Below are 21,479 nucleotides of genomic sequence, written 5' to 3'. Positions count from 1 at the left end.
CAAACATTCAGCGGATAATCGGCGTGTGACGTGTGGGCTCGCGAGGTGACCCTGCGTGTCCGGAGCGGGTGGGGCCGTGGTCGGATCTTCGTGTGCCGGATCTGGGGTCGTTGTCGCGGGGTGAGCTGATCGACCACGTACACCTACGACGAGATCTACCAGCCCGTCGCGGTGGTCAACCTCGGGTATTCTACCGATCGGGGCTATCTGACGGCATGTTAGGAAAAGGTGCCCCTGAGCTGCCAATGCCGGTGAGTTAGGACGTTTCTGCAGGTAGCGGCCGGTGTCTGGTGACTTTCAGCGAGTAGCGGACGTTACTGGGAGTGCGTGGCTGGTCTCGTCGCTTGATGGCGAACTTGTTCTTGGGTGGCTTCTTGACGCGCTCGCAGTGCCGGTCCCGACGGGCGGGGAGAAGGTCATCGAGGAGTTCGGCCGCGACAGCTTCCAGCGTCCGGCGGAGCCGGTTGGCGGTGGCGGCGACCTGGTTGGGGACGCCGAGGCGGACGAGTTGGACAGTGACAGCGAAGGAGATCCGGTCGGGGTCGATCCCGGCCTGCTGAGCGGCCTGGTGCTCGAGCGCGCATAGCGCGTGGTAGACGGTCAGGAGCGCGTAGACCTCCTGGGTGATGAGTTCGGGGGACTTGGAGCGCAGGGTGAAGCCGGCGCCGCGGAGGCGGTTCTTGATCTCTGCGAAGCTGTTTTCGATCTCCCACCTCTGGTGGTAGATCATGGCGATCCGCCTGGCCGGGGCCTGTCGGGGATCCAGCAGACTGGTCACAAGTCTGAAGGAATCCAAGCGAGTTGACCCGTCTTCGGCTCGGGTGAGTACGGTGTACTCGACGATCCGGACCAGGTGGCCCTGGGGTGTTTCGGAGATCGCGCGTCCCGCGGCGCGGGCCTGGCCCAGGCGGCGGGTCTCCGCCGGGGTGGGCATGATCGACAGATAGGAGCCGTCCGGCAGGACACGCAGTGGCGTGAAGATCTGTCCCTTCTTGACCCGCCAGATCAGGTGGGCGCCGGTGGCCCGGGCGTCCGCCCACAGCTCGTAGCCGACGAAGTACCGGTCAGCCAGCAGCAGCATGCCCGGCGTCAGGCCGGCCAGCAGAGCGCGGCCGAGGGTGTACTCACTGGAGTGCTCGACGCCGTCGAAGGCCGCATCGACCAGGCCGTGGGTGCCGCATTCAACCAGTGCCATCAGCCTGACCTGCGGGTTCCCGCAGGTGTTGCTGGCCGGGCTGGAGTATCCGAAGGCGGCTGCGTTCTCCGCGGAGTCCGGCACATCCAGCGTGGTCCCGTCCCAGGCGACCAGCCGCAGCCCGAAGGCGTACGCCTCGGCGGTGGCGGGCGTCGCCAGCGGGCCACAGGTCTGTTCGAACAACACGCGCAGTGGTTTCTCGCCCAGTCGCTGGCGGGCCTTGGTCAGGGCCGGGCTCGTCGGCAGCCGCTGCAGTCCGAGCCCCGGCAGGTTCCGCAGCTTCTCGGTGAGCGTGCGCAAGACCGCCCTGTATCCCGGCTGACCTGCACTTTCGGCACTGCTGAACAGGCAGAGCGCCAAGACGAAGTACATCACCGCCCGAGCCGGCAGGAGTCGTCGGCGAAGTTCGACGCGACCAGTGCGCTCCAACACCTCGTCGACGATCTCTGGTGTGATCCAGCGAGTCAGCACCCCAAGGCGGACCCGGTCCCCGAACCGCTCGCCGACCGGAACCCTCGGTGAGAGCTGCGAGTTGTGCGCGTCTACCCTGGCGGGCAGGACGGGCATGGTGGCAGACTGAGCGCCCAACGGAGCCCCCATCAGACAGTCGGATCTTGGTCGATCTTCTGTCTTACCGGGGGCTCCGTTGCTGTGTCCGGCTCTCAGCTGAGTCCTCATCAGAACGTGACGAACTACCCAGCGTCACCAAGGGTGAAATCCACCCAAACCAACCATCGGTGAGCTCCTGACCAGCAGGGTTCCGCTAATTCACCGGCATTGCCCTGAGCTGCAAGGATGCGATTGCTGAAGTCGGATCCGCCGCAAGAACAGGTGCACCTTTTCGGTGAGTGAGCGTACAGGGTGGGGCCACCGGCTGCGTGTGGTGGCTGACGGGAAGGGACTGGTCGGGCACGCGGGGGCGGTGCTGCTGCACCAGGTCGCCGACCGGGTCGGGCTGACGGCGGCGCTGGAATGGCTCTCCTGTCGGCGGTGATGATGATGATTTCTGTCTTTCATGGGAAGGTTGAAGATGCTCCGAGGGGTGGAAGCGTGCTACCGGCAGGAACACGCAGTGGCGCCTGTACTGCTTCAGGATGAAAGTGATGTTGATGATTTTATTGACTCTTTGAGTTGCGGTCAGAGTCGCGAGAACCTTGCTCAATTGCATTCGTTGGACCGGAATCCCCTCCCTAGTGGGTACCCCGATCACGAACTACTTGTAGGTGTTGACGGCATTCGGGGAGTCGGGGTTCTGTCGTTCATGGATTCCGAAAACTATGTTTCGCGAGGGTCTGGAGGGAAGGCGTCACGTTATTATCTTTCGGGATGCCTTCAGGAATTTCCAGCAGGGGCCGAAATATCGATCGATTCGGTTAGGAGAGCCGTCAGAGAATTCCTCCTGGCTGGCGGATGTCGGCCAAAGTGCATAGACTGGGATGTCCCGGAAATCTGGCCCTACGGCTCTGAGCTGACGGAAGAAGAGGCGAGATGGGTCGGCGAGGCTAATAGCGGCTGGGGTGGTTACTCAGGTTGAACGTACATCCAGTGAGCTGTTCCCAGTAACCGTCGGCCACCGTCCGTGAGCGCGAGGCGCGTCGCGCGGTCCGCGGTATCCCCAAGTCCGGGCAGGCGTAAGGCCCCTGAGTAGGAACGATCTTGCGACAGAAAGATCCGACCGAGGGGCCTCACGTGCCGACCAGTGTCACATACACCGCCGTGCTCGATATGAAGCGGTCCACCGCCGAGCACCTGGCCGGCCTCCTGCGCGACCACCGGATCGTGGCCAGGACCCGCAAGGGCAGGCGTGCGCTGGGCTGCTTCAAGCAGGCCGTGCTCGTGCTGCGCTGGTTCCTCGACGGCACTCGACTGGCCCAACTCGCCCGTGACAATGGCCTGTCGGCCTCCACCTCCTACCGCTACCTCCATGAAGGACTGGCCGTCCTGGCCGCCGGCGGCCGGACCTGTCCACCGCGCTGGAGCGTGCGAAGGCAGCCGGGCTGACGCATCTGAACCTCGACGGCACCGTCATCCGCACCGACCGCGTCGCCGCCCCCGGTCCCAACGGCGCCGACCTCTGATGGTCCGGAAAACACAAGCACCATGGCGGAAACGTGCAGGTCATCGCCACCCCGGACGGCTGGTCGATCTGGGTCTCACCGGTCCGCCCGGGCCGGGAGCACGACACCACCTGCGCCCGCCACCACGGCCTGATCGACGCCCTCAACCGCATCGCTGCCGAGCTGGACATGCCGACCCTGGTCGACCTCGGCTACGAGAACGCCGGCGACGGCTTCCGCCACCCACCCCTTCAAGAAGCCCGCCGGAGGCGAACTGACCGAGGCCCAGCAGACCTACAACAAGGTCATCCGCGGCATCCACGGGGTCTGCGAGCGTGCCAACTTCCTGCTCAAGACCACCTTCAAGGCACTGCGCCGGGTCAGCCTCGACCCCAGTCGCATCACGAAGATCGCCGCCGCAGCCCTCGTCCTGCTCCAACTCGAGTACGACCGCACCATCTGATCAATCACACACCGTCGTGATCCGTTACTGGCAAAGACTCATTCAAGACTCATGGCGCTGGAGCGAAGAACACGAAGGCTCTGACTGATCGTGCTCTAGTGTCTCGTGATTCCGTCAGCGTTACTTGATCTCGCGTGGCTCGTTCTCTTGGCATGGAGCTCTCTGTGGAACAGGCCGCCGAGTTGCGGGATTTGGTCAACAGTCGGGACGTGCCCGCGGATATAGCCATGCGGGCCCGGATCGTCCTGTGGTCGGGCGAGGGACGTCGGCGCAAGGACATTGCCGAGCTGCTCGGGGTGTCACTGCCGACCGTGGACCGCTGGAAGACCCGTTATGCCGAGCACGGGCTGGCCGGCCTGGAAGGCGACCGGCCCGGCGGGGCCCGGGAGCAGGTTCCGGCGCGGATTCGAGCTCGGGTGATCGCGCTGACGCGCATGACGCCGCCGGCCGTCACCGGTCTTTCGCATTGGTCCACACGCGAGCTGGCGAAGTATCTGAAGCGGACCGAGAACGTCACCGTGTCCTGGCACTACGTTGCGCGGATCTGGCGCGAGGAGAATCTCAAGCCGCACCGCAATGGCACCTTCAAGATTTCGAAGGACCCTGCGTTCGCGGACAAGGTCGCCGATGTCGTCGGCCTCTACCTCGCTCCGCCGGGCGGCGCGGTCGTGCTGTCCATCGACGAGAAAACGCAGGTCCAGGCGCTGGACCGGACCCAGCCGGTGCTGCCCGTCACCTTCGCGGCCACCGAGAAACGCACGCACGACTACGTCCGGCACGGCACCACGAACCTGTTCGCCGCACTCAACGTCGGCACCGGCGAAGTCATCGGCGAGTGCAAGCCGAGCCGGAACGGCAAGAACTTCCTGGCCTTCCTGAAGAAGGCGGTGAAACCGCACGCGGGCAAGGAGATCCACGTCGTTCTGGACAACCTCTCCACCCACACCACGCCGGAGGTGAAGGCATGGCTGGCGTATAATCCGCACGTCCACTTCCACTTCACCCCCGTCGGGTCTTCCTGGATCAACCAAATCGAGACCTGGTTCGGAATACTGACCCGCCAGTCGATCCGCCGCGGCACGTTCTCCAGCGTGAACGTCCTGATCAAGCAGATCCGTGACTACATCGACTCCTGGAACTCCGTGTCGGCGTACGGGCTGTAGTGCAGAGGTATGTACGGGCTGATGCGCAGAGCTTGAGACCGTGTCAGCTGACGGCGGTAACGCCGCCTTCGATGGCGGTGAGGCGGTTCTTCAGCCGGTAGCTGGCGCCGTTGATCGCGAGGATCTCGCAGTGGTGGAGGAGGCGGTCAATGATGGCGGTGGCCAGGACGTCGTCGCCGAAGACCTGCCCCCACTCGCTGAAACTTTTGTTCGATGTCAGCAAGGTGGAGCCCTTTTCGTAGCGCTTGGAGAGCATCTGGAAGACGAGGTTCGCCTCGTCACGCTCCAGCGGGAGGTATCCAACCTCGTCGACCACGAGGACGCCTGGCCGCAGGTAGGTGCGGAGTTTGCTGGCCAGGCGGCCGATGGAGTCGGCGGCTTTGAGCTGGCGGACCATGTCGTCGAGGGTGGTGAAGTAGATCGTGTAGCCGGCCCGGCAGGCGGCGACCGCCAGGGCGACCGCGAGGTGTGTTTTCCCTACTCCCGGCGGGCCCAGCAGAGCAACGTTGGCCTTGGCCTCGACGAACGCGAGGGTGGCCAGGTCCTTGACCTTCCTGGGGTCGAGTTCGGGCTGGTAGGAGAAGTCGTACTCCTCGATCGTCTTGTAGTGCGGCAGCCGGGAAAGCCGCAGGGCATGACGGAAGCGGCGCTCTTCATGGACGGCGAGTTCTTCTTCCAGGACGAGGTCGAGGAAGTCGAGGTAGGCCATCTGACTGGCATCGGCCCGGCCGACGTACTCGGCCAGCGACTGGGTCAGGTGAGGCAGGCCGAGCTTGGTGGCGGTGGTGCGGATCCGGGCGGTGACCAGCTCGCTCAACGCATGTCCTTGGGGTCGATGGGGGCGGGGGTGAAGGGGCGAGTGCCGGTGATCTGGTCGTAGAGCGCCAGCGGCCGGGTGCCGACGTGGACTTGTGCGGCCCGGGCCCGGGTCAGCAGGGAGACAAGCCCGCCGGGCTCGGTGTCCGTGCGGGCCGGCCTGGCTGCGGGGGTGCCGGGATCGGTGGTGGTGGCGCGGGTATGTCCGTCGGGCAGGCACTGCCAGTGGGCCTCGTCCACGATGCGGGCGCCGCGGCCGACCGCGCGTGGGTGGACAGCCAGCAGCGTGATGCCCTGCGCGTCGGGCACCGTGGAATGCAGTGCGACCGTGGCCGCCGACGCCCTGACCTCGACCAACTGCCGGTGGCGGACCTTGACGGCGGGCACCGAGTACAAGTTGGCGTCGAAAGCGACCAGGCAGTCCTTGGCCACGTGCCGCAGAAACCGGTCGGCGACAACGTAGGGGCGAGCGGGCACCGGCCGCAGCGCGGCATGATCCCGCCCGGCCCGCACGCCGATCACTTCGCCGTGGGTGCGGTGGGTGCGGGCCCGGCGCTGGGGGACCCAGGCCATGAACGCCCCGTCCAGATCGTCCAGGCCCGAGAAGGCCCGGCCGGCCAGCACATGATCACGGACGATGGTCACCTGACGCTCGACCCGGCCCTTGCCGGTGGGCCGGTAGGCGGCCAGTACGTCGATGTCGAAGTCGTAGTGCCCGGCGAACGCGACGGCCTCCGGATGCAAGGGGACCGCCTCGCCGGGTGCGACATGACGGCGGACCACGGTCTTGGTCCGGTCGTAGACGATCACCCCGGGCACCCCGCCGTAGTGCGCGAACGCCCGGCGGTGGCACTCCCAGAACGCCGCCAGGTTCTGGCTGGTGGTGAAGCAGCAGAACGGATCCCGAGAATAAGACAGGACCATGTGGAAGGAGTAGACCTTCGGGATCCCGACATGGGCCAGGATGCCGCCCTCATCGCCCCAGTCGACCTGGGCCTGGGCGCCGGGCACCACTTCGAAGCGGCGGTGCAGCCGGGCCAGCTCGCGCGGGGTGTATCCGAGCTCCTCCGCAATCCTGGGGCGGGCCTGCTGCACATACATCTTGACGCGCTGGTAGTGGTGCGGGAAGTCATACTGCTCGACGAGACGCTCATGGATCACCGCGGCCTTCAGCAGCACCTCGGCCCGCAGCCAGGCATCGATCACATGCGCCCACGGCTTGATCACCTGGTTGCCCAGATCCGACCGCGGCGCCGGAGCCGGAGGCTCAGGAGGCCCGTCGCTCTCCAGGTACTTCTTGACCGTCCGCCAGTTCAGGCCAGTCTCCCGGGCAATCTCCGAGATGCTCGCACCCGCCTCATGCAGAGCCCGGAAACGCCGCAGTTCCAGCCACCGCTCCGGTTCCAGCAACATCCGGCAGGCCCTCCTCGACGCTTCATACGGTCAGCGCCAGACTCCTCTCAGCACGCCAGACCCCACCCCGACACGCCGGTTTACCTCTGCAGATCAACCCGTACGCACCTCTGCACCAGAGCCCGTACGCCGACACGTGTCGGCGTACGGGCTGTAGTGCAGAGGTATGTACGGGCTGATGCGCAGAGCTTGAGACCGTGTCAGCTGACGGCGGTGACGCCGCCTTCGATGGCGGTGAGGCGGTTCTTCAGCCGGTAGCTGGCGCCGTTGATCGCGAGGATCTCGCAGTGGTGGAGGAGGCGGTCAATGATGGCGGTGGCCAGGACGTCGTCGCCGAAGACCTGCCCCCACTCGCTGAAACTTTTGTTCGATGTCAGCAAGGTGGAGCCCTTTTCGTAGCGCTTGGAGAGCATCTGGAAGACGAGGTTCGCCTCGTCACGCTCCAGCGGGAGGTATCCAACCTCGTCGACCACGAGGACGCCTGGCCGCAGGTAGGTGCGGAGTTTGCTGGCCAGGCGGCCGATGGAGTCGGCGGCTTTGAGCTGGCGGACCATGTCGTCGAGGGTGGTGAAGTAGATCGTGTAGCCGGCCCGGCAGGCGGCGACCGCCAGGGCGACCGCGAGGTGTGTTTTCCCTACTCCCGGCGGGCCCAGCAGAGCAACGTTGGCCTTGGCCTCGACGAACGCGAGGGTGGCCAGGTCCTTGACCTTCCTGGGGTCGAGTTCGGGCTGGTAGGAGAAGTCGTACTCCTCGATCGTCTTGTAGTGCGGCAGCCGGGAAAGCCGCAGGGCATGACGGAAGCGGCGCTCTTCACGGACGGCGAGTTCTTCTTCCAGGACGAGGTCGAGGAAGTCGAGGTAGGCCATCTGACTGGCATCGGCCCGGCCGACGTACTCGGCCAGCGACTGGGTCAGGTGAGGCAGGCCGAGCTTGGTGGCGGTGGTGCGGATCCGGGCGGTGACCAGCTCGCTCAACGCATGTCCTTGGGGTCGATGGGGGCGGGGGTGAAGGGGCGAGTGCCGGTGATCTGGTCGTAGAGCGCCAGCGGCCGGGTGCCGACGTGGACTTGTGCGGCCCGGGCCCGGGTCAGCAGGGAGACAAGCCCGCCGGGCTCGGTGTCCGTGCGGGCCGGCCTGGCTGCGGGGGTGCCGGGATCGGTGGTGGTGGCGCGGGTATGTCCGTCGGGCAGGCACTGCCAGTGGGCCTCGTCCACGATGCGGGCGCCGCGGCCGACCGCGCGTGGGTGGACAGCCAGCAGCGTGATGCCCTGCGCGTCGGGCACCGTGGAATGCAGTGCGACCGTGGCCGCCGACGCCCTGACCTCGACCAACTGCCGGTGGCGGACCTTGACGGCGGGCACCGAGTACAAGTTGGCGTCGAAAGCGACCAGGCAGTCCTTGGCCACGTGCCGCAGAAACCGGTCGGCGACAACGTAGGGGCGAGCGGGCACCGGCCGCAGCGCGGCATGATCCCGCCCGGCCCGCACGCCGATCACTTCGCCGTGGGTGCGGTGGGTGCGGGCCCGGCGCTGGGGGACCCAGGCCATGAACGCCCCGTCCAGATCGTCCAGGCCCGAGAAGGCCCGGCCGGCCAGCACATGATCACGGACGATGGTCACCTGACGCTCGACCCGGCCCTTGCCGGTGGGCCGGTAGGCGGCCAGTACGTCGATGTCGAAGTCGTAGTGCCCGGCGAACGCGACGGCCTCCGGATGCAAGGGGACCGCCTCGCCGGGTGCGACATGACGGCGGACCACGGTCTTGGTCCGGTCGTAGACGATCACCCCGGGCACCCCGCCGTAGTGCGCGAACGCCCGGCGGTGGCACTCCCAGAACGCCGCCAGGTTCTGGCTGGTGGTGAAGCAGCAGAACGGATCCCGAGAATAAGACAGGACCATGTGGAAGGAGTAGACCTTCGGGATCCCGACATGGGCCAGGATGCCGCCCTCATCGCCCCAGTCGACCTGGGCCTGGGCGCCGGGCACCACTTCGAAGCGGCGGTGCAGCCGGGCCAGCTCGCGCGGGGTGTATCCGAGCTCCTCCGCAATCCTGGGGCGGGCCTGCTGCACATACATCTTGACGCGCTGGTAGTGGTGCGGGAAGTCATACTGCTCGACGAGACGCTCATGGATCACCGCGGCCTTCAGCAGCACCTCGGCCCGCAGCCAGGCATCGATCACATGCGCCCACGGCTTGATCACCTGGTTGCCCAGATCCGACCGCGGCGCCGGAGCCGGAGGCTCAGGAGGCCCGTCGCTCTCCAGGTACTTCTTGACCGTCCGCCAGTTCAGGCCAGTCTCCCGGGCAATCTCCGAGATGCTCGCACCCGCCTCATGCAGAGCCCGGAAACGCCGCAGTTCCAGCCACCGCTCCGGTTCCAGCAACATCCGGCAGGCCCTCCTCGACGCTTCATACGGTCAGCGCCAGACTCCTCTCAGCACGCCAGACCCCACCCCGACACGCCGGTTTACCTCTGCAGATCAACCCGTACGCACCTCTGCACCAGAGCCCGTACGCCGACACTCCGAGGCCAGACCGTTCACCTGGACCGCAACTGCCGAAGAGATCCTGACGAAGGTCCGACTCGTCCAGACCAACGTCAAGAAACTCGTCGCAAACAACTCAAAGTGATGCAAACGGAATCACGAGACACTAGTGTTTCGTGATTCCGTCAGCATTACTTGATCTTGTGTGACAGGGTCTCTTGGTGTGGAGATCTCCGTGGAACAGGCCGCCGAGTTGCGGGAGTTGTTGAACAGCCGGGACGTTCCTGCGGACATCGCTACGCGGGGCCGGATCGTGCTGTGGTCGAGCGAGGGGCGCCGGCGCAAGGACATTGCCGAGCTGCTCGGGGTGTCGCTGCCGACCGTGGACCGCTGGAAGACGCGCTATGCCGAGCACGGACTGGCCGGGCTGGAAGGGGAGCGTCCCGGTGGCGCACGGGAACAGGTACCGGCGCGGGTGCGGTCCCGAGTGATTGCGCTGACGCGCATGACGCCGCCGGACGGCACGGGGCTTTCGCACTGGTCCACACGGGAGTTGGCGAAGTACCTGGAGCGAACCGAGAACATCACCGTGTCCTGGCACTACATCGCGCGCGTCTGGCGCGAGGAAAGCCTGAAGCCGCACCGGTCCGGCACCTTCAAGATTTCCAAAGATCCCGCGTTCGCGGAGAAGGTGGCCGACGTGATCGGCCTGTATCTGGCCCCGCCGGGCGGCGCGGTGGTCCTCTCGATCGACGAGAAGACGCAGATCCAGGCGCTGGACCGGACCCAGCCGGTGCTGCCGGTCGCCTTCGCGGCGAGCGAGAAGCGCACCGCCGACTACGTCCGGCACGGCACCACGAACCTGTTCGCCGCCCTGAACGTCACCACTGGTGAAGTGCTCGGCGAGTGCAGGCCGACCCGGAACGGCAAGGATTTCCTGGCCTTCTTGAAGAAGGCGGTGAAACCGCACGCCGGGAAGGACATCCATGTCGTCCTGGACAACCTCTCGACGCACACCGCCCCGGAGGTCAAGGAGTGGCTAGTCAAGAACCCGCACGTCCACTTCCATTTCACTCCCGTCGGCTCCTCGTGGCTGAACCAGATCGAGATCTGGTTCGGAATCCTGACCCGGCAGTCCATCCGCCGCGGCACGTTCTCCAGCGTCAACGTCCTGATCAAACAGATCCGCGACTACATCAACTCCTGGAACACGACAGCGAAACCGTTCACTTGGACCGCGACCGCCGGCGAGGTCCTCGCGAAGGTCCGACTCGTCGCGACCAACGTGAAGAAACTCGTTAATAACAACTCGAACTGACATGAACAGGATCACGAGACACTAGTAGACCGTCGCAGCTAATTTTTGGGATAGAGGTGGCGCAGTTTGATGCGTGCGTCGTGGGTGGTGAACTGCCAGTCGACCTGACGTTGGTCGGTGTTGGTGGCGTTCTGCCAGGCTGAGAGTTCGGTGTTGAGGTTGTCGAGGTTGCTGATCCGGCGGTCGAGGCATTGCCGGGTCAGCGCGGAGAGTTCGATCTCGGCGATGTTGAGCCATGACCCGTGTTTGGGCGTGTGGTGGATCTCGAGGCGTTGGGCCAGGGCGAAGGCCTCTTCTGGTTCGAATGCCTCGTACAGTGAGGCGATGCCGTGGGTGTTGAGGTTGTCCATCACCAGCACCACGGCCTCGGCGTCGGGGTAGTCCACGCTCAGTAACTGTTTGACCTGGCCGGCCCAGTCGATCCGGGTCCGCTGGGACAGTGCCTGGACTCGACGCCATCCGCGCAGGGGTTCGGCCCACACGAAGATTGAGCACGTGCCGCGGCGGATGTACTCGCTGTCCTGGCAGGCGTCGTGACCAGGGCGGGCCGGGAGCGGGTCGCGGGCATGGTCGAGGAGTTGGTAGGGCTTCTCGTCCATGCACACCACGGGACGTGCCGGATCGTAGGGCCGGGCATAGATGGCCAGCACGTCTTCCATCCGGGCCGCGAACTCCGCGTTCGCTCGTGGTGGGATGGTCCAGCACTTTCTCAGGTGAGGACGCAGTTCCGTTTTTTTAAGACCCGCCCGATGGTGGAGTGGTCCAGGTCGGGGATGTCCTCGACCAGCGCGACGTGCTTCTCCAGCAGCCGCAGGGACCACCGGGTATAGCCCTGGGGTGGTTGTGAGCACGCCATCGCGATCAGCCGGGCTTCGACCTCACCGGTCACCGGCGAGGGCACCGGCGGGAGGTCGCGCTTCTTCCGAGCGATCGTGGCGTGCACATCGCCACCGGTCTCGGTGAAACGCTTGGCGACCAGCCGCAACGTCTCACCGGAGACGCCGAGCCGGGCCGCGATCACCTCCTTGGTGTCCGCCTCACCCACCGAGCTGTCCAGCGCAAGCAGCACCCGCGCACGCATGATCATCGAGGCTCCACGAACACCTGTCGTGGTCACCCGGACCAACTCCTCACGATCCTGCGCGGTCAACCTGACCGGCCGCTTCTTCTGCGAACCCATGACAACAGTCCTGTCTGGCAAAGGGGAAGGAATCTGCCAGACACCAACCTCCCAACCAGACATGCCATAACTAAGTAGCGACACGCTACTAGCACCAATAATCAGCAAGGTCAGTGGCTGGACAATGATGCCGCGGCAGAGTTCTTGAAGGGGCTCCATATCGAAGGAGCCGGGCCCAGGTCGGTGCGCATTCCGGACGGACTGGGGCAGGTGATTATGCCGGATGGGAGTATCGTCCAAGCGCGGGCAGCTACCATCATCCCGAGTCCAAATGGGCTGTACAAGACGGGATTCCCGATCATTGGCCCGAACTAGGAGGCTGGAGAGATGAGCTGCTCTGTGTCGTTCAATCCGGCCGTGCTGTCTGGCGCTATGGGTCCTGCTTCGGCGAGTCTGGAGTCGGGTGACGATTACGAAACCCTCGTTATGGAGGCGTGTAGCGCCCTCTCCGATGCTGGAGGCAGCAAATTCCACATCGGCGGCTTCGGGAGTGATGAGTGGCCGCTCGATGTCGCGTATGACTTGTCTGCCTTCATGGAGCAGCTCCCGTCGCTTCTGGTGGGTGTGCGCGACCGTCGCGAAGTCGAGGTGGATCTCTACTCGCAGGGTATCGAGAGGACTTTGACTTTCCGCCCAAGCGGGGATCTCGTGATGATTCACTGCGAGTCGCGGACCAATTGGGTTCCAAACCCAGAGCACGAGAGCATTGCGCAGAGTGAGCTAGTGTCTCGTGATCCTGTTCATGTCAGTTCGAGTTGTTATTAACGAGTTTCTTCACGTTGGTCGCGACGAGTCGGACCTTCGCGAGGACCTCGCCGGCGGTCGCGGTCCAAGTGAACGGTTTCGCTGTCGTGTTCCAGGAGTTGATGTAGTCGCGGATCTGTTTGATCAGGACGTTGACGCTGGAGAACGTGCCGCGGCGGATGGACTGCCGGGTCAGGATTCCGAACCAGATCTCGATCTGGTTCAGCCACGAGGAGCCGACGGGAGTGAAATGGAAGTGGACGTGCGGGTTCTTGACTAGCCACTCCTTGACCTCCGGGGCGGTGTGCGTCGAGAGGTTGTCCAGGACGACATGGATGTCCTTCCCGGCGTGCGGTTTCACCGCCTTCTTCAAGAAGGCCAGGAAATCCTTGCCGTTCCGGGTCGGCCTGCACTCGCCGAGCACTTCACCAGTGGTGACGTTCAGGGCGGCGAACAGGTTCGTGGTGCCGTGCCGGACGTAGTCGGCGGTGCGCTTCTCGCTCGCCGCGAAGGCGACCGGCAGCACCGGCTGGGTCCGGTCCAGCGCCTGGATCTGCGTCTTCTCGTCGATCGAGAGGACCACCGCGCCGCCCGGCGGGGCCAGATACAGGCCGATCACGTCGGCCACCTTCTCCGCGAACGCGGGATCTTTGGAAATCTTGAAGGTGCCGGACCGGTGCGGCTTCAGGCTTTCCTCGCGCCAGACGCGCGCGATGTAGTGCCAGGACACGGTGATGTTCTCGGTTCGCTCCAGGTACTTCGCCAACTCCCGTGTGGACCAGTGCGAAAGCCCCGTGCCGTCCGGCGGCGTCATGCGCGTCAGCGCAATCACTCGGGACCGCACCCGCGCCGGTACCTGTTCCCGTGCGCCACCGGGACGCTCCCCTTCCAGCCCGGCCAGTCCGTGCTCGGCATAGCGCGTCTTCCAGCGGTCCACGGTCGGCAGCGACACCCCGAGCAGCTCGGCAATGTCCTTGCGCCGGCGCCCCTCGCTCGACCACAGCACGATCCGGCCCCGCGTAGCGATGTCCGCAGGAACGTCCCGGCTGTTCAACAACTCCCGCAACTCGGCGGCCTGTTCCACGGAGATCTCCACACCAAGAGACCCTGTCACACAAGATCAAGTAATGCTGACGGAATCACGAAACACTAGTGTCTCGTGATTCCGTTTGCATCACTTTGAGTTGTTTGCGACGAGTTTCTTGACGTTGGTCTGGACGAGTCGGACCTTCGTCAGGATCTCTTCGGCAGTTGCGGTCCAGGTGAACGGTCTGGCCTCGGAGTTCCAGGAGTCGATGTAGTCACGGATCTGCTTGATCAGGACGTTCACGCTGGAGAACGTGCCGCGGCGGATCGACTGGCGGGTCAGTATTCCGAACCAGGTCTCGATTTGGTTGATCCAGGAAGACCCGACGGGGGTGAAGTGGAAGTGGACGTGCGGATTACTCGCCAGCCATGCCTTCACCTCCGGCGTGGTGTGGGTGGAGAGGTTGTCCAGAACGACGTGGATCTCCTTGCCCGCGTGCGGTTTCACCGCCTTCTTCAGGAAGGCCAGGAAGTTCTTGCCGTTCCGGCTCGGCTTGCACTCGCCGATGACTTCGCCGGTGCCGACGTTGAGTGCGGCGAACAGGTTCGTGGTGCCGTGCCGGACGTAGTCGTGCGTGCGTTTCTCGGTGGCCGCGAAGGTGACGGGCAGCACCGGCTGGGTCCGGTCCAGCGCCTGGACCTGCGTTTTCTCGTCGATGGACAGCACGACCGCGCCGCCCGGCGGAGCGAGGTAGAGGCCGACGACATCGGCGACCTTGTCCGCGAACGCAGGGTCCTTCGAAATCTTGAAGGTGCCATTGCGGTGCGGCTTGAGATTCTCCTCGCGCCAGATCCGCGCAACGTAGTGCCAGGACACGGTGACGTTCTCGGTCCGCTTCAGATACTTCGCCAGCTCGCGTGTGGACCAATGCGAAAGACCGGTGACGGCCGGCGGCGTCATGCGCGTCAGCGCGATCACCCGAGCTCGAATCCGCGCCGGAACCTGCTCCCGGGCCCCGCCGGGCCGGTCGCCTTCCAGGCCGGCCAGCCCGTGCTCGGCATAACGGGTCTTCCAGCGGTCCACGGTCGGCAGTGACACCCCGAGCAGCTCGGCAATGTCCTTGCGCCGACGTCCCTCGCCCGACCACAGGACGATCCGGGCCCGCATGGCTATATCCGCGGGCACGTCCCGACTGTTGACCAAATCCCGCAACTCGGCGGCCTGTTCCACAGAGAGCTCCATGCCAAGAGAACGAGCCACGCGAGATCAAGTAACGCTGACGGAATCACGAGACACTAGTCGCGATGCTCTCGAAGTTGGCCGAGGACTTCGCCAGAGGGTTGAAGGCGATCAATTCCGAACTGTCGGAGGTCGCACCATTCGAACGTTGGCTGGAGGGTGAGGTGTAGCCTCGCTGCCCGATCCCGCTACCGTTCCTAAACAGTGTCCAGGAGTGAGCCTTGTACCCACGTCCCGGAACTGCGCGCATCCCGAACGGTTTTGGATGCGCTGGTCCCCCGCGTTCTCGTTGTCCCTGTCCGGTGACGCGCATCGTGTGCACGCTCCGCAGGGTCATTGCATGATCGAGATCTGTCTGGGTTCGTCACGTGAGACCGAGGGCTCGTAGGGGCCGGTGGTAGTCGCGGCCGGTGTGGCGGAGGGCGGCGGCGATGTTGGTCTGGCCGTCCTGGCGGAAGACGCTGATGGCGAGGTTGCGCAGGGAGGCCATGGCGCGGGGCAGGGTGCCGGTGCGGACCTTGGAGTCGTCCTCGCGGAACGTGCGGTCCCGCACGTGGTGCAGGAGGTTCTCGATACCCCAGTGGCCTCTGATCCAGGTGGCGAGCTCGGTGCAGGTGGCGTCGAAGACGCTCAGGCTGGTGATCAGGTAGACGCGCTCGATGGTCAGCTTCCTGGTGCTCAAGTCGCGTCGCCACCGTACGACTTGGATCGCCTGGCGGGCGCCGGGGTAGTCGAGGTGGCTGAACGCGGCGACCTTGAGCCGGCGGATCTCGTCGCGGTGGTGGGCGTGGTCGCGAGCGCGGTGCCCGAGCGGGATGTCCCGCCAGGGCAGCTTCCTGACCTGGGCGTACAGGCCCGGATGGTTCTTCTTCACGACGGCCACGTAGTGCGCGCCGCGACTGGTCAGATAGGCCCCGTGGTCGTGCTGGGTGTGCAGGGCGTCGGCGGTCACCACCGTGTTCTCCAGCTCGAGACCGTCCAGCAACGGCGCGAAGGAGGGGATCTCGTTGCTCTTGGAAGCGACCTGCCGCTGGGCCAGGACCACGCCGTGGTGGTCCATCGCCGCCAGCAGCTGGATCGCCGCGGCCGTTGCGGTTCGCGATCCGCGGACCACCTTGCCGTCGACCGCGATCACCCGTCGCACCGGCCGTTTCTCCGCCTCCGGCTCGACCGGGGGCGGCGTTCTGGCCTGCAGATACGCGCTGATCGCCGCGTCCAGCGCGTCACCGTCCACACGCTGCAGCAGGCGGCGCACGGTTGCGGCGTGCGGCACCGGCCGCAGACCGGTAAGTGGATCGGCAGCGAAGCCGAGGACGCCCAGCACATGTTGCGGGGCATCCGTGATCCACTCGCTGATCGCGATGAGCGAGCGAGCGCCGGTCAGCACCGCCGAGACGGCTGCGCACAGCAACGCGAGGGCCGGATATCGCAGTCCTCGCGCATCGCGGGGATCGGTAACCAGGATCAGGAATCGCCGCAGGTCAGCGACATCGCTTGAGGTGAGGGGATCAGTCGGGGAGCCCAGTTGCTCCAGTGCGGAAGGGATGGGCGATGATGTTCGGGCAGGCACGGTCTCGCTCGGTTCTCATGGGTCTCGACAACCACATGATCACCAGCACCGTGCCTGCTCTGCTCTCCCGGGCCCCTTGCCCCACAACGGACATGACGCCACGTCACTCACGAGACCGGCGAACCGGACCAATCCCAATCACGCAATGCCCCTGGCACGCTCCGCGACGGGGCGGCGGGTTTCCTCACGCCCTCGGTCACCATGATCGGCCTGGAGGGTCCGATGCCCAGCACCATCACTCTGGTGATGCTGGGGCGGTGCCGTCCGTCGCCGGATCGGGTGCCCGAGGGCGCGTCTGCCAATGGCCACCGAGGCGGCGTCATGGCGAGTCATGCTGCGAGTCTTGCTGATCAGGGGCTTGCGCCAGTGCTGGTCGCCCCACATCGAGGTGTATGCCGGGTCGACGGCGACGATCGCGATGCCGTGTTCGGCGGCCATGGAGACGATGCGGGCCTTGAGCTTGCCGGTGGGCATACCGGAGATGAGTTGCCGGAACCGCTTCTTGCGGCCGTGCTTCTCGCGGGTCTTCTCGGCGGCGAAGTCCAGGTTTTCGATGCCGATCGCCTGCGCGCCGGTCTGCTTGGTCCAGTGCAGGAGGCGGGTGAGGGCGTGCCGGATCTGGGCGTCGCGGTGGTCGGCGGTGCCGGACAGGTCGTAGTGGAAGCGGCGCGGGTCGCCGACCGGGTTGCCGTGCCGGTCGAGCCGGTAGGCGGCGAAGTGGTCGGCGTTCGTGTCGACGCCGACCATGCCCTTGGCGCGGGCGGTGGCCGGCGGCATCGTCTGCACGGCGGGCCTGGTCCACGAAGCGGTGAGATACCAGCGGCCCCGCTCAACGTGGTAGTGGATGCGGTAGGCGACGGCACGGTTGGCCTCGGTGCGGTCGCGCCACTCGTCCCCACGGTGCGCGAACGCGACCTTGGAGGCAAGAACGTACCGGCCATGCTTACTGTTGGCCAGGCGGGCGAGCGGGGCGGGCATCTTGATCGACACTTCGCCGTCAGGAGTGACGCGGATCGTCTCGTTCCCGAAGCGTTTTCCGGACTCGCCGTCCGCGGCGAGGAACCAGCGCCCAGCCTCCCAACGCTGACGCCACTCGCGCTCGGTGAGCTGCGCGGCCTGAAGGTTGTGCCGGTTCTTGAGCAGCCGCCGGCCGCCGCGAACGACACGGACATGTCCGGTCTTCCAGTCGTCGCGGGCCACGTCGAGGCGGTGTTCCAGGGTGGCCAGGCGGCGGGACTTGTGGAACCACTCGCCCTTGGACCGGTACCCGCCCGGCCCCCGCTTGCTGCCTTTCTCCCCGATCGGGAGGGACAGGCGGTGTCGCAGCGTGCGGATACCGGCCTCAAGGTTCTGGACATGGGCGAGCAGGCAGCGTCGGGCCAGGCCGTACTGGTCATGCGTGGCCTTCGTGATCGCACCCGCGATGCGCGACGACGACTGCTCGGTCAGGTCACGCTTGCGGGATGCCCACGCGTCGTTGTCGTGCTTGTGCCCGGCTTCGCAACGGGCCTTGAGGTCGAGGGAGGCCAGGCGGCCCTGGTGCTCGCCGACCAGACGCAACACCTTCTCGTCCTTTGGTGTGAGGTGCTTGAGGCGGTCGCGTAACGCCACACCGGACGGGCCGACAGCAACGAACGGCGGGTCGATGGTGCGGAGCTGCTTCTTGTCAGCCATCGGCAGCCGCCGCTTCCAGTGCCTTCCTGGCACGGTTCTTTGCACTGCGGCGGCCGTACAGGCGGGCACAGAACGAGGTCAGAACCTCCACCATGTCGCGCACCAGGTCGTCTTCGACCTCGCCGTCATCCAGCACAACGAGTCGACGGCCGGTTGCAGCCAGAGCGGCCTCAACGAGTTCGACGTTCATACGGCCCAACCGGTCTTTGTGCTCCACCACTACGGTGGTCACCGCCGGGTCGGCCAGCAGGCGACGGGCCTTGGCGCGGGCGCCGTTCATGCCCGAAGCGATCTCGGATTCGACGCGCACGACCTTATGCCCGGCCTTCGCGGCCCATGCCGACAAGCGTGCGGTCTGCCGCTCCAGGTCGGCCTTCTGGTCATGGAAGGAGACACGGGCGTACAGGCCCACGCCACCGGTCACGGACGGTGAGGTGTTCGCGTCGATGTTCACCAGGATCGTGCGCGGCCCCACTCGCTCCGCAGGGACCGGCAGCGTGCCCTCACGGAACCAGCGGTACGCAGTACGCGGGGCGACCCCCTGTGCGCGTGCCCATTCCGTCAGGTTCATACACCAGATCATACGACACTCCTGACACCTGAAGGACACTCATGGACACTTAGTCGAGAGCAGTTCCTGACCCCATCCCTGCGAACACCTGTACGCAGGAGTGCGTGGCAATGACGCGGTGGGTTTGGTCGTGGTGCCGATGCGCGGTCGGCGTTACCGGGGCCTCTGCTGGAGCGTCACAACGCCGGAATCGGTGCGTCGACAGGAGAAAGAGCTTGCTCGGCCCATATCGTCTTGCCGTCGCGGTCGTAGCGGGTGCCCCAACGGGAGGCGAGCTGGGCCACGAGGAACAGGCCGCGGCCGCCCTCGTCGCCGGTGCGCGCGCGGCGCAGATGCGGGGCGCTGAGACTGCCGTCGGAGACTTCGCAGATGAGGGCTGCGGCGTGGATGAGACGCAGGGCGATGGGACCGCGCGCGTGCCTGATGGCGTTCGTGACCAGCTCACTGACCATCAGTTCGGTGGTGAAAGTGAGTGGTTCCAAGCCCCAGGTGGCAAGCTGACGGGTAGTGAGATTGCGGGCGCGGGCGACCTGCGCGGGGTCGACCGGCAGTTCCCAGGAGACGACCCGGCCTGCTTCCAGTACGCGGGTGCGGGCAAGCAGCAGGGCAGCGTCATCGGATCGGTGCTCCGGCAGCAGGGAGGCCACTACGGCATCGCAGAGCTGTTCGAGCGGTCGGGTCGGGCCGGCCATGGTGCGGGACAGCCTGTCGAGCCCGGCGTCGACATCCCAGCCAGGCGCTTCGATGAGGCCGTCGGTGTAGAGCGCGAGGACAGAGCTGTCCGCGAGACGGCGTTCAGCGGTTTCGAAGGGGAGACCGCCCAGCCCCAGGGGCGGGCCGGGCGGGATGTCGTCGAGGATCTCCACCGCACCATCGGGCTGCACCAGGACGGGTGGGGGATGACCGGCGCGCGCGAACGCGCAGATGCGGGAGATGGGGTCGTAGACGGAGTACAGACACGTGGCTCCCTCGCAGTCGGGATCCTCCTCGATGAGACGGATGACGAGGTCGTCGAGCTGGGTGAGGACCTCGTCGGGAGGGAGGTCGAGGTCGGCCAGTGTGTGGACAGCGGTGCGCAGCCGTCCCATGACGGCCGCCGCGTGCAGGCCGTGGCCGGTGACGTCTCCGACGACCAGGGCGACGCGGGCTCCCGACAGGGGCAGGACGTCGAACCAGTCCCCGCCCGCTCCGGCGTGGGCGGCGGCGGGCTGATACCGGTGGGCGGTCTCGACGGCGGGGTAATCGGGTAGATCGTGCGGCAGCAGGCTGTGCTGCAGGGCCAGGGCGGTGTTGTGCTCGCGGGTGTAGCGGCGGGCGTTGTCGATGCATACCGCGGCGCGGGACGAAAAGTCCTCGGCGAGGGACAGGTCCCCTTCGTCGTAGGGCCGAGGATCCTGGTTGCGGCCGAAGGTGGCTACACCCAGCGTGATGCCGCGAGCCCGCAGCGGCACCACCATGTACGAGTGGAAACGGAACCTGCGGATTTTCTCGGCCCGCCGGGAGTCATGGGCGAACCACTCGTCGGCGTCCAGTTTCCGCACCAGAACCGATTGCCCGGTGGCCAGGCTCCGGACCTGTGGCGTGCCCGGGTGGAACGCCACTGTCTCGCCCACCACGAACACGGCCTCCGGGGCGTGCTCGCGGATGGAGCGGAGTCCCGATCGGCGGGCACGCACCTCCCCTGCCACCGGCCCGGGGGCCGGTTCCTCGCCCCGCACCGTTGCCTCCAGCAGGTCGATGGCGACGAAGTCCGCGAGCCCGGGAACGGCCGCGTCAGCCAGTTCCTGCGCCGTGCGCATCACGTCCAGCGTGGTGCCGATGCGCACGCCGGCCTCGGTCAGCAGCGCCAGCCGCTGCTGGGCCTGATAGCCGTCGGTGATGTCGACGTACGTCTGGCACATTCCCAGGACGCGGCCGGCCGGGTCTGTCAGCCGGAAGGAGGAGGCGGAAAACACGTGCTCGCGTTCCGGATCGGACGGAAGGCGGCTGTGCACCTGGAAGTCGACGACCGGCTCGCCGGTGTCCCGCACCCGGCTCAGGACCCGGTCGATCGTCGGGGCCGAGTCCGGTGAGTCATCGCCGATGCGACGGCCGATGAGCCGCTCGGCGGGCAGGTCGGTCATGCGCTCCGTCGCGGCGTTCACCCACAGGTACCGCAGCTCGGTGTCCATGACGGTCACCGGGATCGGGGACTGGCTGAAGAGCGCCTCCAGGATCGCGCGGTCGACCTCCTCCCGCTCCACCGCCCGCGCGTCGGCGGCCCTGACGGACCAGCCGGCCTGGCCCTCCTTGCTGAGCAGCGGCCGCACGCGCACCGCCACCGACACCTCGTGCCCATCGCGGTGCCTCATGCCCAGTACGCCGTCCCAGCTCTGCCCGGCTGTATGCCGTACCTGGGCAGCCACCGCCGCTTCCCGGTCCTCCCGGGCGGTCAGCAGATCCACCGCCGGCTTTCCGCAGACGTCTTCCGCGGGGTATCCAAGAAGTGCTTCCGCCTGCGGGCTCCACAGGAAGATCGCGCCGTTGCCCGCCACGTATGCGACGGCCATGCACGCCCCCGACAG

At 66.1% G+C, this 21,479-nt stretch carries 17 protein-coding genes and 1 pseudogene; 5 read left to right on the top strand and 13 right to left on the bottom strand.

Annotated features, from left to right (window positions below; genetic code table 11):
• Positions 1–256: 256 nt before the first annotated feature.
• On the bottom strand, positions 257–1,762 hold the full coding sequence (locus tag OG395_RS12510) for an IS4 family transposase (protein WP_327242969.1): 1,506 nt from the start codon (positions 1,760–1,762) through the stop codon (positions 257–259).
• 277 nt (positions 1,763–2,039) lie between these two features.
• Here OG395_RS12510 and OG395_RS12505 point away from each other — a divergent pair, with 277 nt between their 5' ends.
• The 4 genes and pseudogenes from OG395_RS12505 to OG395_RS12495 all read left to right on the top strand — a co-directional run bounded on the left by OG395_RS12505 (position 2,040) and on the right by OG395_RS12495 (position 4,878).
• Positions 2,040–2,189, top strand: a complete 150-nt coding sequence (locus tag OG395_RS12505) for a hypothetical protein (protein WP_327242968.1) — start codon at positions 2,040–2,042, stop codon at positions 2,187–2,189.
• Between the two features lie 21 nt (positions 2,190–2,210).
• The gene (locus OG395_RS58295; protein ID WP_442818550.1) at positions 2,211–2,729 is read left to right on the top strand and encodes an Imm1 family immunity protein; all 519 of its coding nucleotides are present in this window, start codon (positions 2,211–2,213) and stop codon (positions 2,727–2,729) included.
• Between the two features lie 191 nt (positions 2,730–2,920).
• A pseudogene (locus OG395_RS12500) lies at positions 2,921–3,715 on the top strand (HARBI1 family protein).
• 152 nt (positions 3,716–3,867) lie between these two features.
• A complete protein-coding gene (locus OG395_RS12495) occupies positions 3,868–4,878 on the top strand; it encodes an IS630 family transposase (RefSeq protein ID WP_327242967.1) in 1,011 nt (336 codons plus the stop codon).
• 43 nt (positions 4,879–4,921) lie between these two features.
• Here the strand turns inward: OG395_RS12495 and istB (OG395_RS12490) are convergent, their stop codons facing one another.
• From istB (OG395_RS12490) to istA (OG395_RS12475), 4 genes are all read right to left on the bottom strand, one after another.
• Positions 4,922–5,695: an IS21-like element helper ATPase IstB gene (gene istB / locus OG395_RS12490; RefSeq protein ID WP_327242966.1), complete on the bottom strand. Its 774-nt coding sequence runs from the start codon at positions 5,693–5,695 to the stop codon at positions 4,922–4,924.
• Positions 5,692–7,107, bottom strand: coding sequence for an IS21 family transposase (istA, locus tag OG395_RS12485; RefSeq protein WP_327242964.1), 1,416 nt, complete (start codon positions 7,105–7,107; stop codon positions 5,692–5,694). Before istA (OG395_RS12485) ends, istB (OG395_RS12490) begins: the two co-directional genes overlap by 4 nt.
• Before the next feature lie 200 nt (positions 7,108–7,307).
• The gene (istB, locus tag OG395_RS12480) at positions 7,308–8,081 is read right to left on the bottom strand and encodes an IS21-like element helper ATPase IstB (protein ID WP_327242965.1); all 774 of its coding nucleotides are present in this window, start codon (positions 8,079–8,081) and stop codon (positions 7,308–7,310) included.
• A complete protein-coding gene (gene istA, locus OG395_RS12475) occupies positions 8,078–9,493 on the bottom strand; it encodes an IS21 family transposase (RefSeq protein WP_327242964.1) in 1,416 nt (471 codons plus the stop codon). Before istA (OG395_RS12475) ends, istB (OG395_RS12480) begins: the two co-directional genes overlap by 4 nt.
• A 322-nt stretch (positions 9,494–9,815) precedes the next feature.
• Here istA (OG395_RS12475) and OG395_RS12470 point away from each other — a divergent pair, with 322 nt between their 5' ends.
• On the top strand, positions 9,816–10,910 hold the full coding sequence (locus tag OG395_RS12470) for an IS630 family transposase (RefSeq protein ID WP_327242961.1): 1,095 nt from the start codon (positions 9,816–9,818) through the stop codon (positions 10,908–10,910).
• A 38-nt stretch (positions 10,911–10,948) separates the two neighbouring features.
• Here the strand turns inward: OG395_RS12470 and OG395_RS12465 are convergent, their stop codons facing one another.
• The 8 genes from OG395_RS12465 to OG395_RS12430 form a co-directional block, all read right to left on the bottom strand.
• Positions 10,949–11,731, bottom strand: a complete 783-nt coding sequence (locus OG395_RS12465; RefSeq protein ID WP_327242963.1) for an IS630 family transposase — start codon at positions 11,729–11,731, stop codon at positions 10,949–10,951.
• The gene (locus OG395_RS12460; RefSeq protein WP_327242962.1) at positions 11,620–12,090 is read right to left on the bottom strand and encodes a helix-turn-helix domain-containing protein; all 471 of its coding nucleotides are present in this window, start codon (positions 12,088–12,090) and stop codon (positions 11,620–11,622) included. Before OG395_RS12460 ends, OG395_RS12465 begins: the two co-directional genes overlap by 112 nt.
• A 745-nt stretch (positions 12,091–12,835) precedes the next feature.
• Positions 12,836–13,930 (bottom strand): IS630 family transposase, encoded by a 1,095-nt coding sequence (locus tag OG395_RS12455; protein ID WP_327242961.1) that lies wholly within the window; start codon positions 13,928–13,930, stop codon positions 12,836–12,838.
• A gap of 78 nt (positions 13,931–14,008) precedes the next feature.
• Positions 14,009–15,103 (bottom strand): IS630 family transposase, encoded by a 1,095-nt coding sequence (locus tag OG395_RS12450; protein ID WP_327242960.1) that lies wholly within the window; start codon positions 15,101–15,103, stop codon positions 14,009–14,011.
• A 361-nt stretch (positions 15,104–15,464) separates the two neighbouring features.
• On the bottom strand, positions 15,465–16,670 hold the full coding sequence (locus tag OG395_RS12445) for an ISAs1 family transposase (RefSeq protein WP_442818522.1): 1,206 nt from the start codon (positions 16,668–16,670) through the stop codon (positions 15,465–15,467).
• A gap of 138 nt (positions 16,671–16,808) precedes the next feature.
• Positions 16,809–18,344: an IS200/IS605 family accessory protein TnpB-related protein gene (locus tag OG395_RS12440; RefSeq protein WP_327242959.1), complete on the bottom strand. Its 1,536-nt coding sequence runs from the start codon at positions 18,342–18,344 to the stop codon at positions 16,809–16,811.
• A complete protein-coding gene (locus OG395_RS12435) occupies positions 18,337–18,915 on the bottom strand; it encodes an IS607 family transposase (protein WP_327242257.1) in 579 nt (192 codons plus the stop codon). The genes OG395_RS12440 and OG395_RS12435 overlap by 8 nt, the downstream gene beginning before the upstream one ends.
• Before the next feature lie 176 nt (positions 18,916–19,091).
• Complete coding sequence (locus tag OG395_RS12430; protein WP_327242958.1) at positions 19,092–21,464, bottom strand: SpoIIE family protein phosphatase; 2,373 nt, start codon at positions 21,462–21,464, stop codon at positions 19,092–19,094.
• Positions 21,465–21,479 lie beyond the last annotated feature (15 nt).

This window comes from Streptomyces sp. NBC_01320 (genome assembly GCF_035974375.1).
In the GTDB taxonomy this organism is placed as follows: domain Bacteria; phylum Actinomycetota; class Actinomycetes; order Streptomycetales; family Streptomycetaceae; genus Streptomyces; species Streptomyces yanii.
Note: the sequence above shows the minus strand (reverse complement) of the source record. Positions and strands in the feature narration are given on the sequence as shown.

Bases quoted from the DNA above. Each gene is read 5' to 3' on its own strand.
- OG395_RS12510 (WP_327242969.1), bottom strand. From the start codon at position 1,762: ATGCCCGTCCTGCCCGCCAGGGTAGACGCGCACAACTCGCAGCTCTCA.
- OG395_RS58295 (WP_442818550.1), top strand. From the start codon at position 2,211: ATGGGAAGGTTGAAGATGCTCCGAGGGGTGGAAGCGTGCTACCGGCAG.
- OG395_RS12495 (WP_327242967.1), top strand. From the start codon at position 3,868: ATGGAGCTCTCTGTGGAACAGGCCGCCGAGTTGCGGGATTTGGTCAAC.
- istA (WP_327242964.1), bottom strand. From the start codon at position 7,107: ATGTTGCTGGAACCGGAGCGGTGGCTGGAACTGCGGCGTTTCCGGGCT.
- istA (WP_327242964.1), bottom strand. From the start codon at position 9,493: ATGTTGCTGGAACCGGAGCGGTGGCTGGAACTGCGGCGTTTCCGGGCT.
- OG395_RS12460 (WP_327242962.1), bottom strand. From the start codon at position 12,090: ATGGGTTCGCAGAAGAAGCGGCCGGTCAGGTTGACCGCGCAGGATCGT.
- OG395_RS12450 (WP_327242960.1), bottom strand. From the start codon at position 15,103: ATGGAGCTCTCTGTGGAACAGGCCGCCGAGTTGCGGGATTTGGTCAAC.
- OG395_RS12440 (WP_327242959.1), bottom strand. From the start codon at position 18,344: ATGGCTGACAAGAAGCAGCTCCGCACCATCGACCCGCCGTTCGTTGCT.
- OG395_RS12435 (WP_327242257.1), bottom strand. From the start codon at position 18,915: ATGAACCTGACGGAATGGGCACGCGCACAGGGGGTCGCCCCGCGTACT.
- OG395_RS12430 (WP_327242958.1), bottom strand. From the start codon at position 21,464: ATGGCCGTCGCATACGTGGCGGGCAACGGCGCGATCTTCCTGTGGAGC.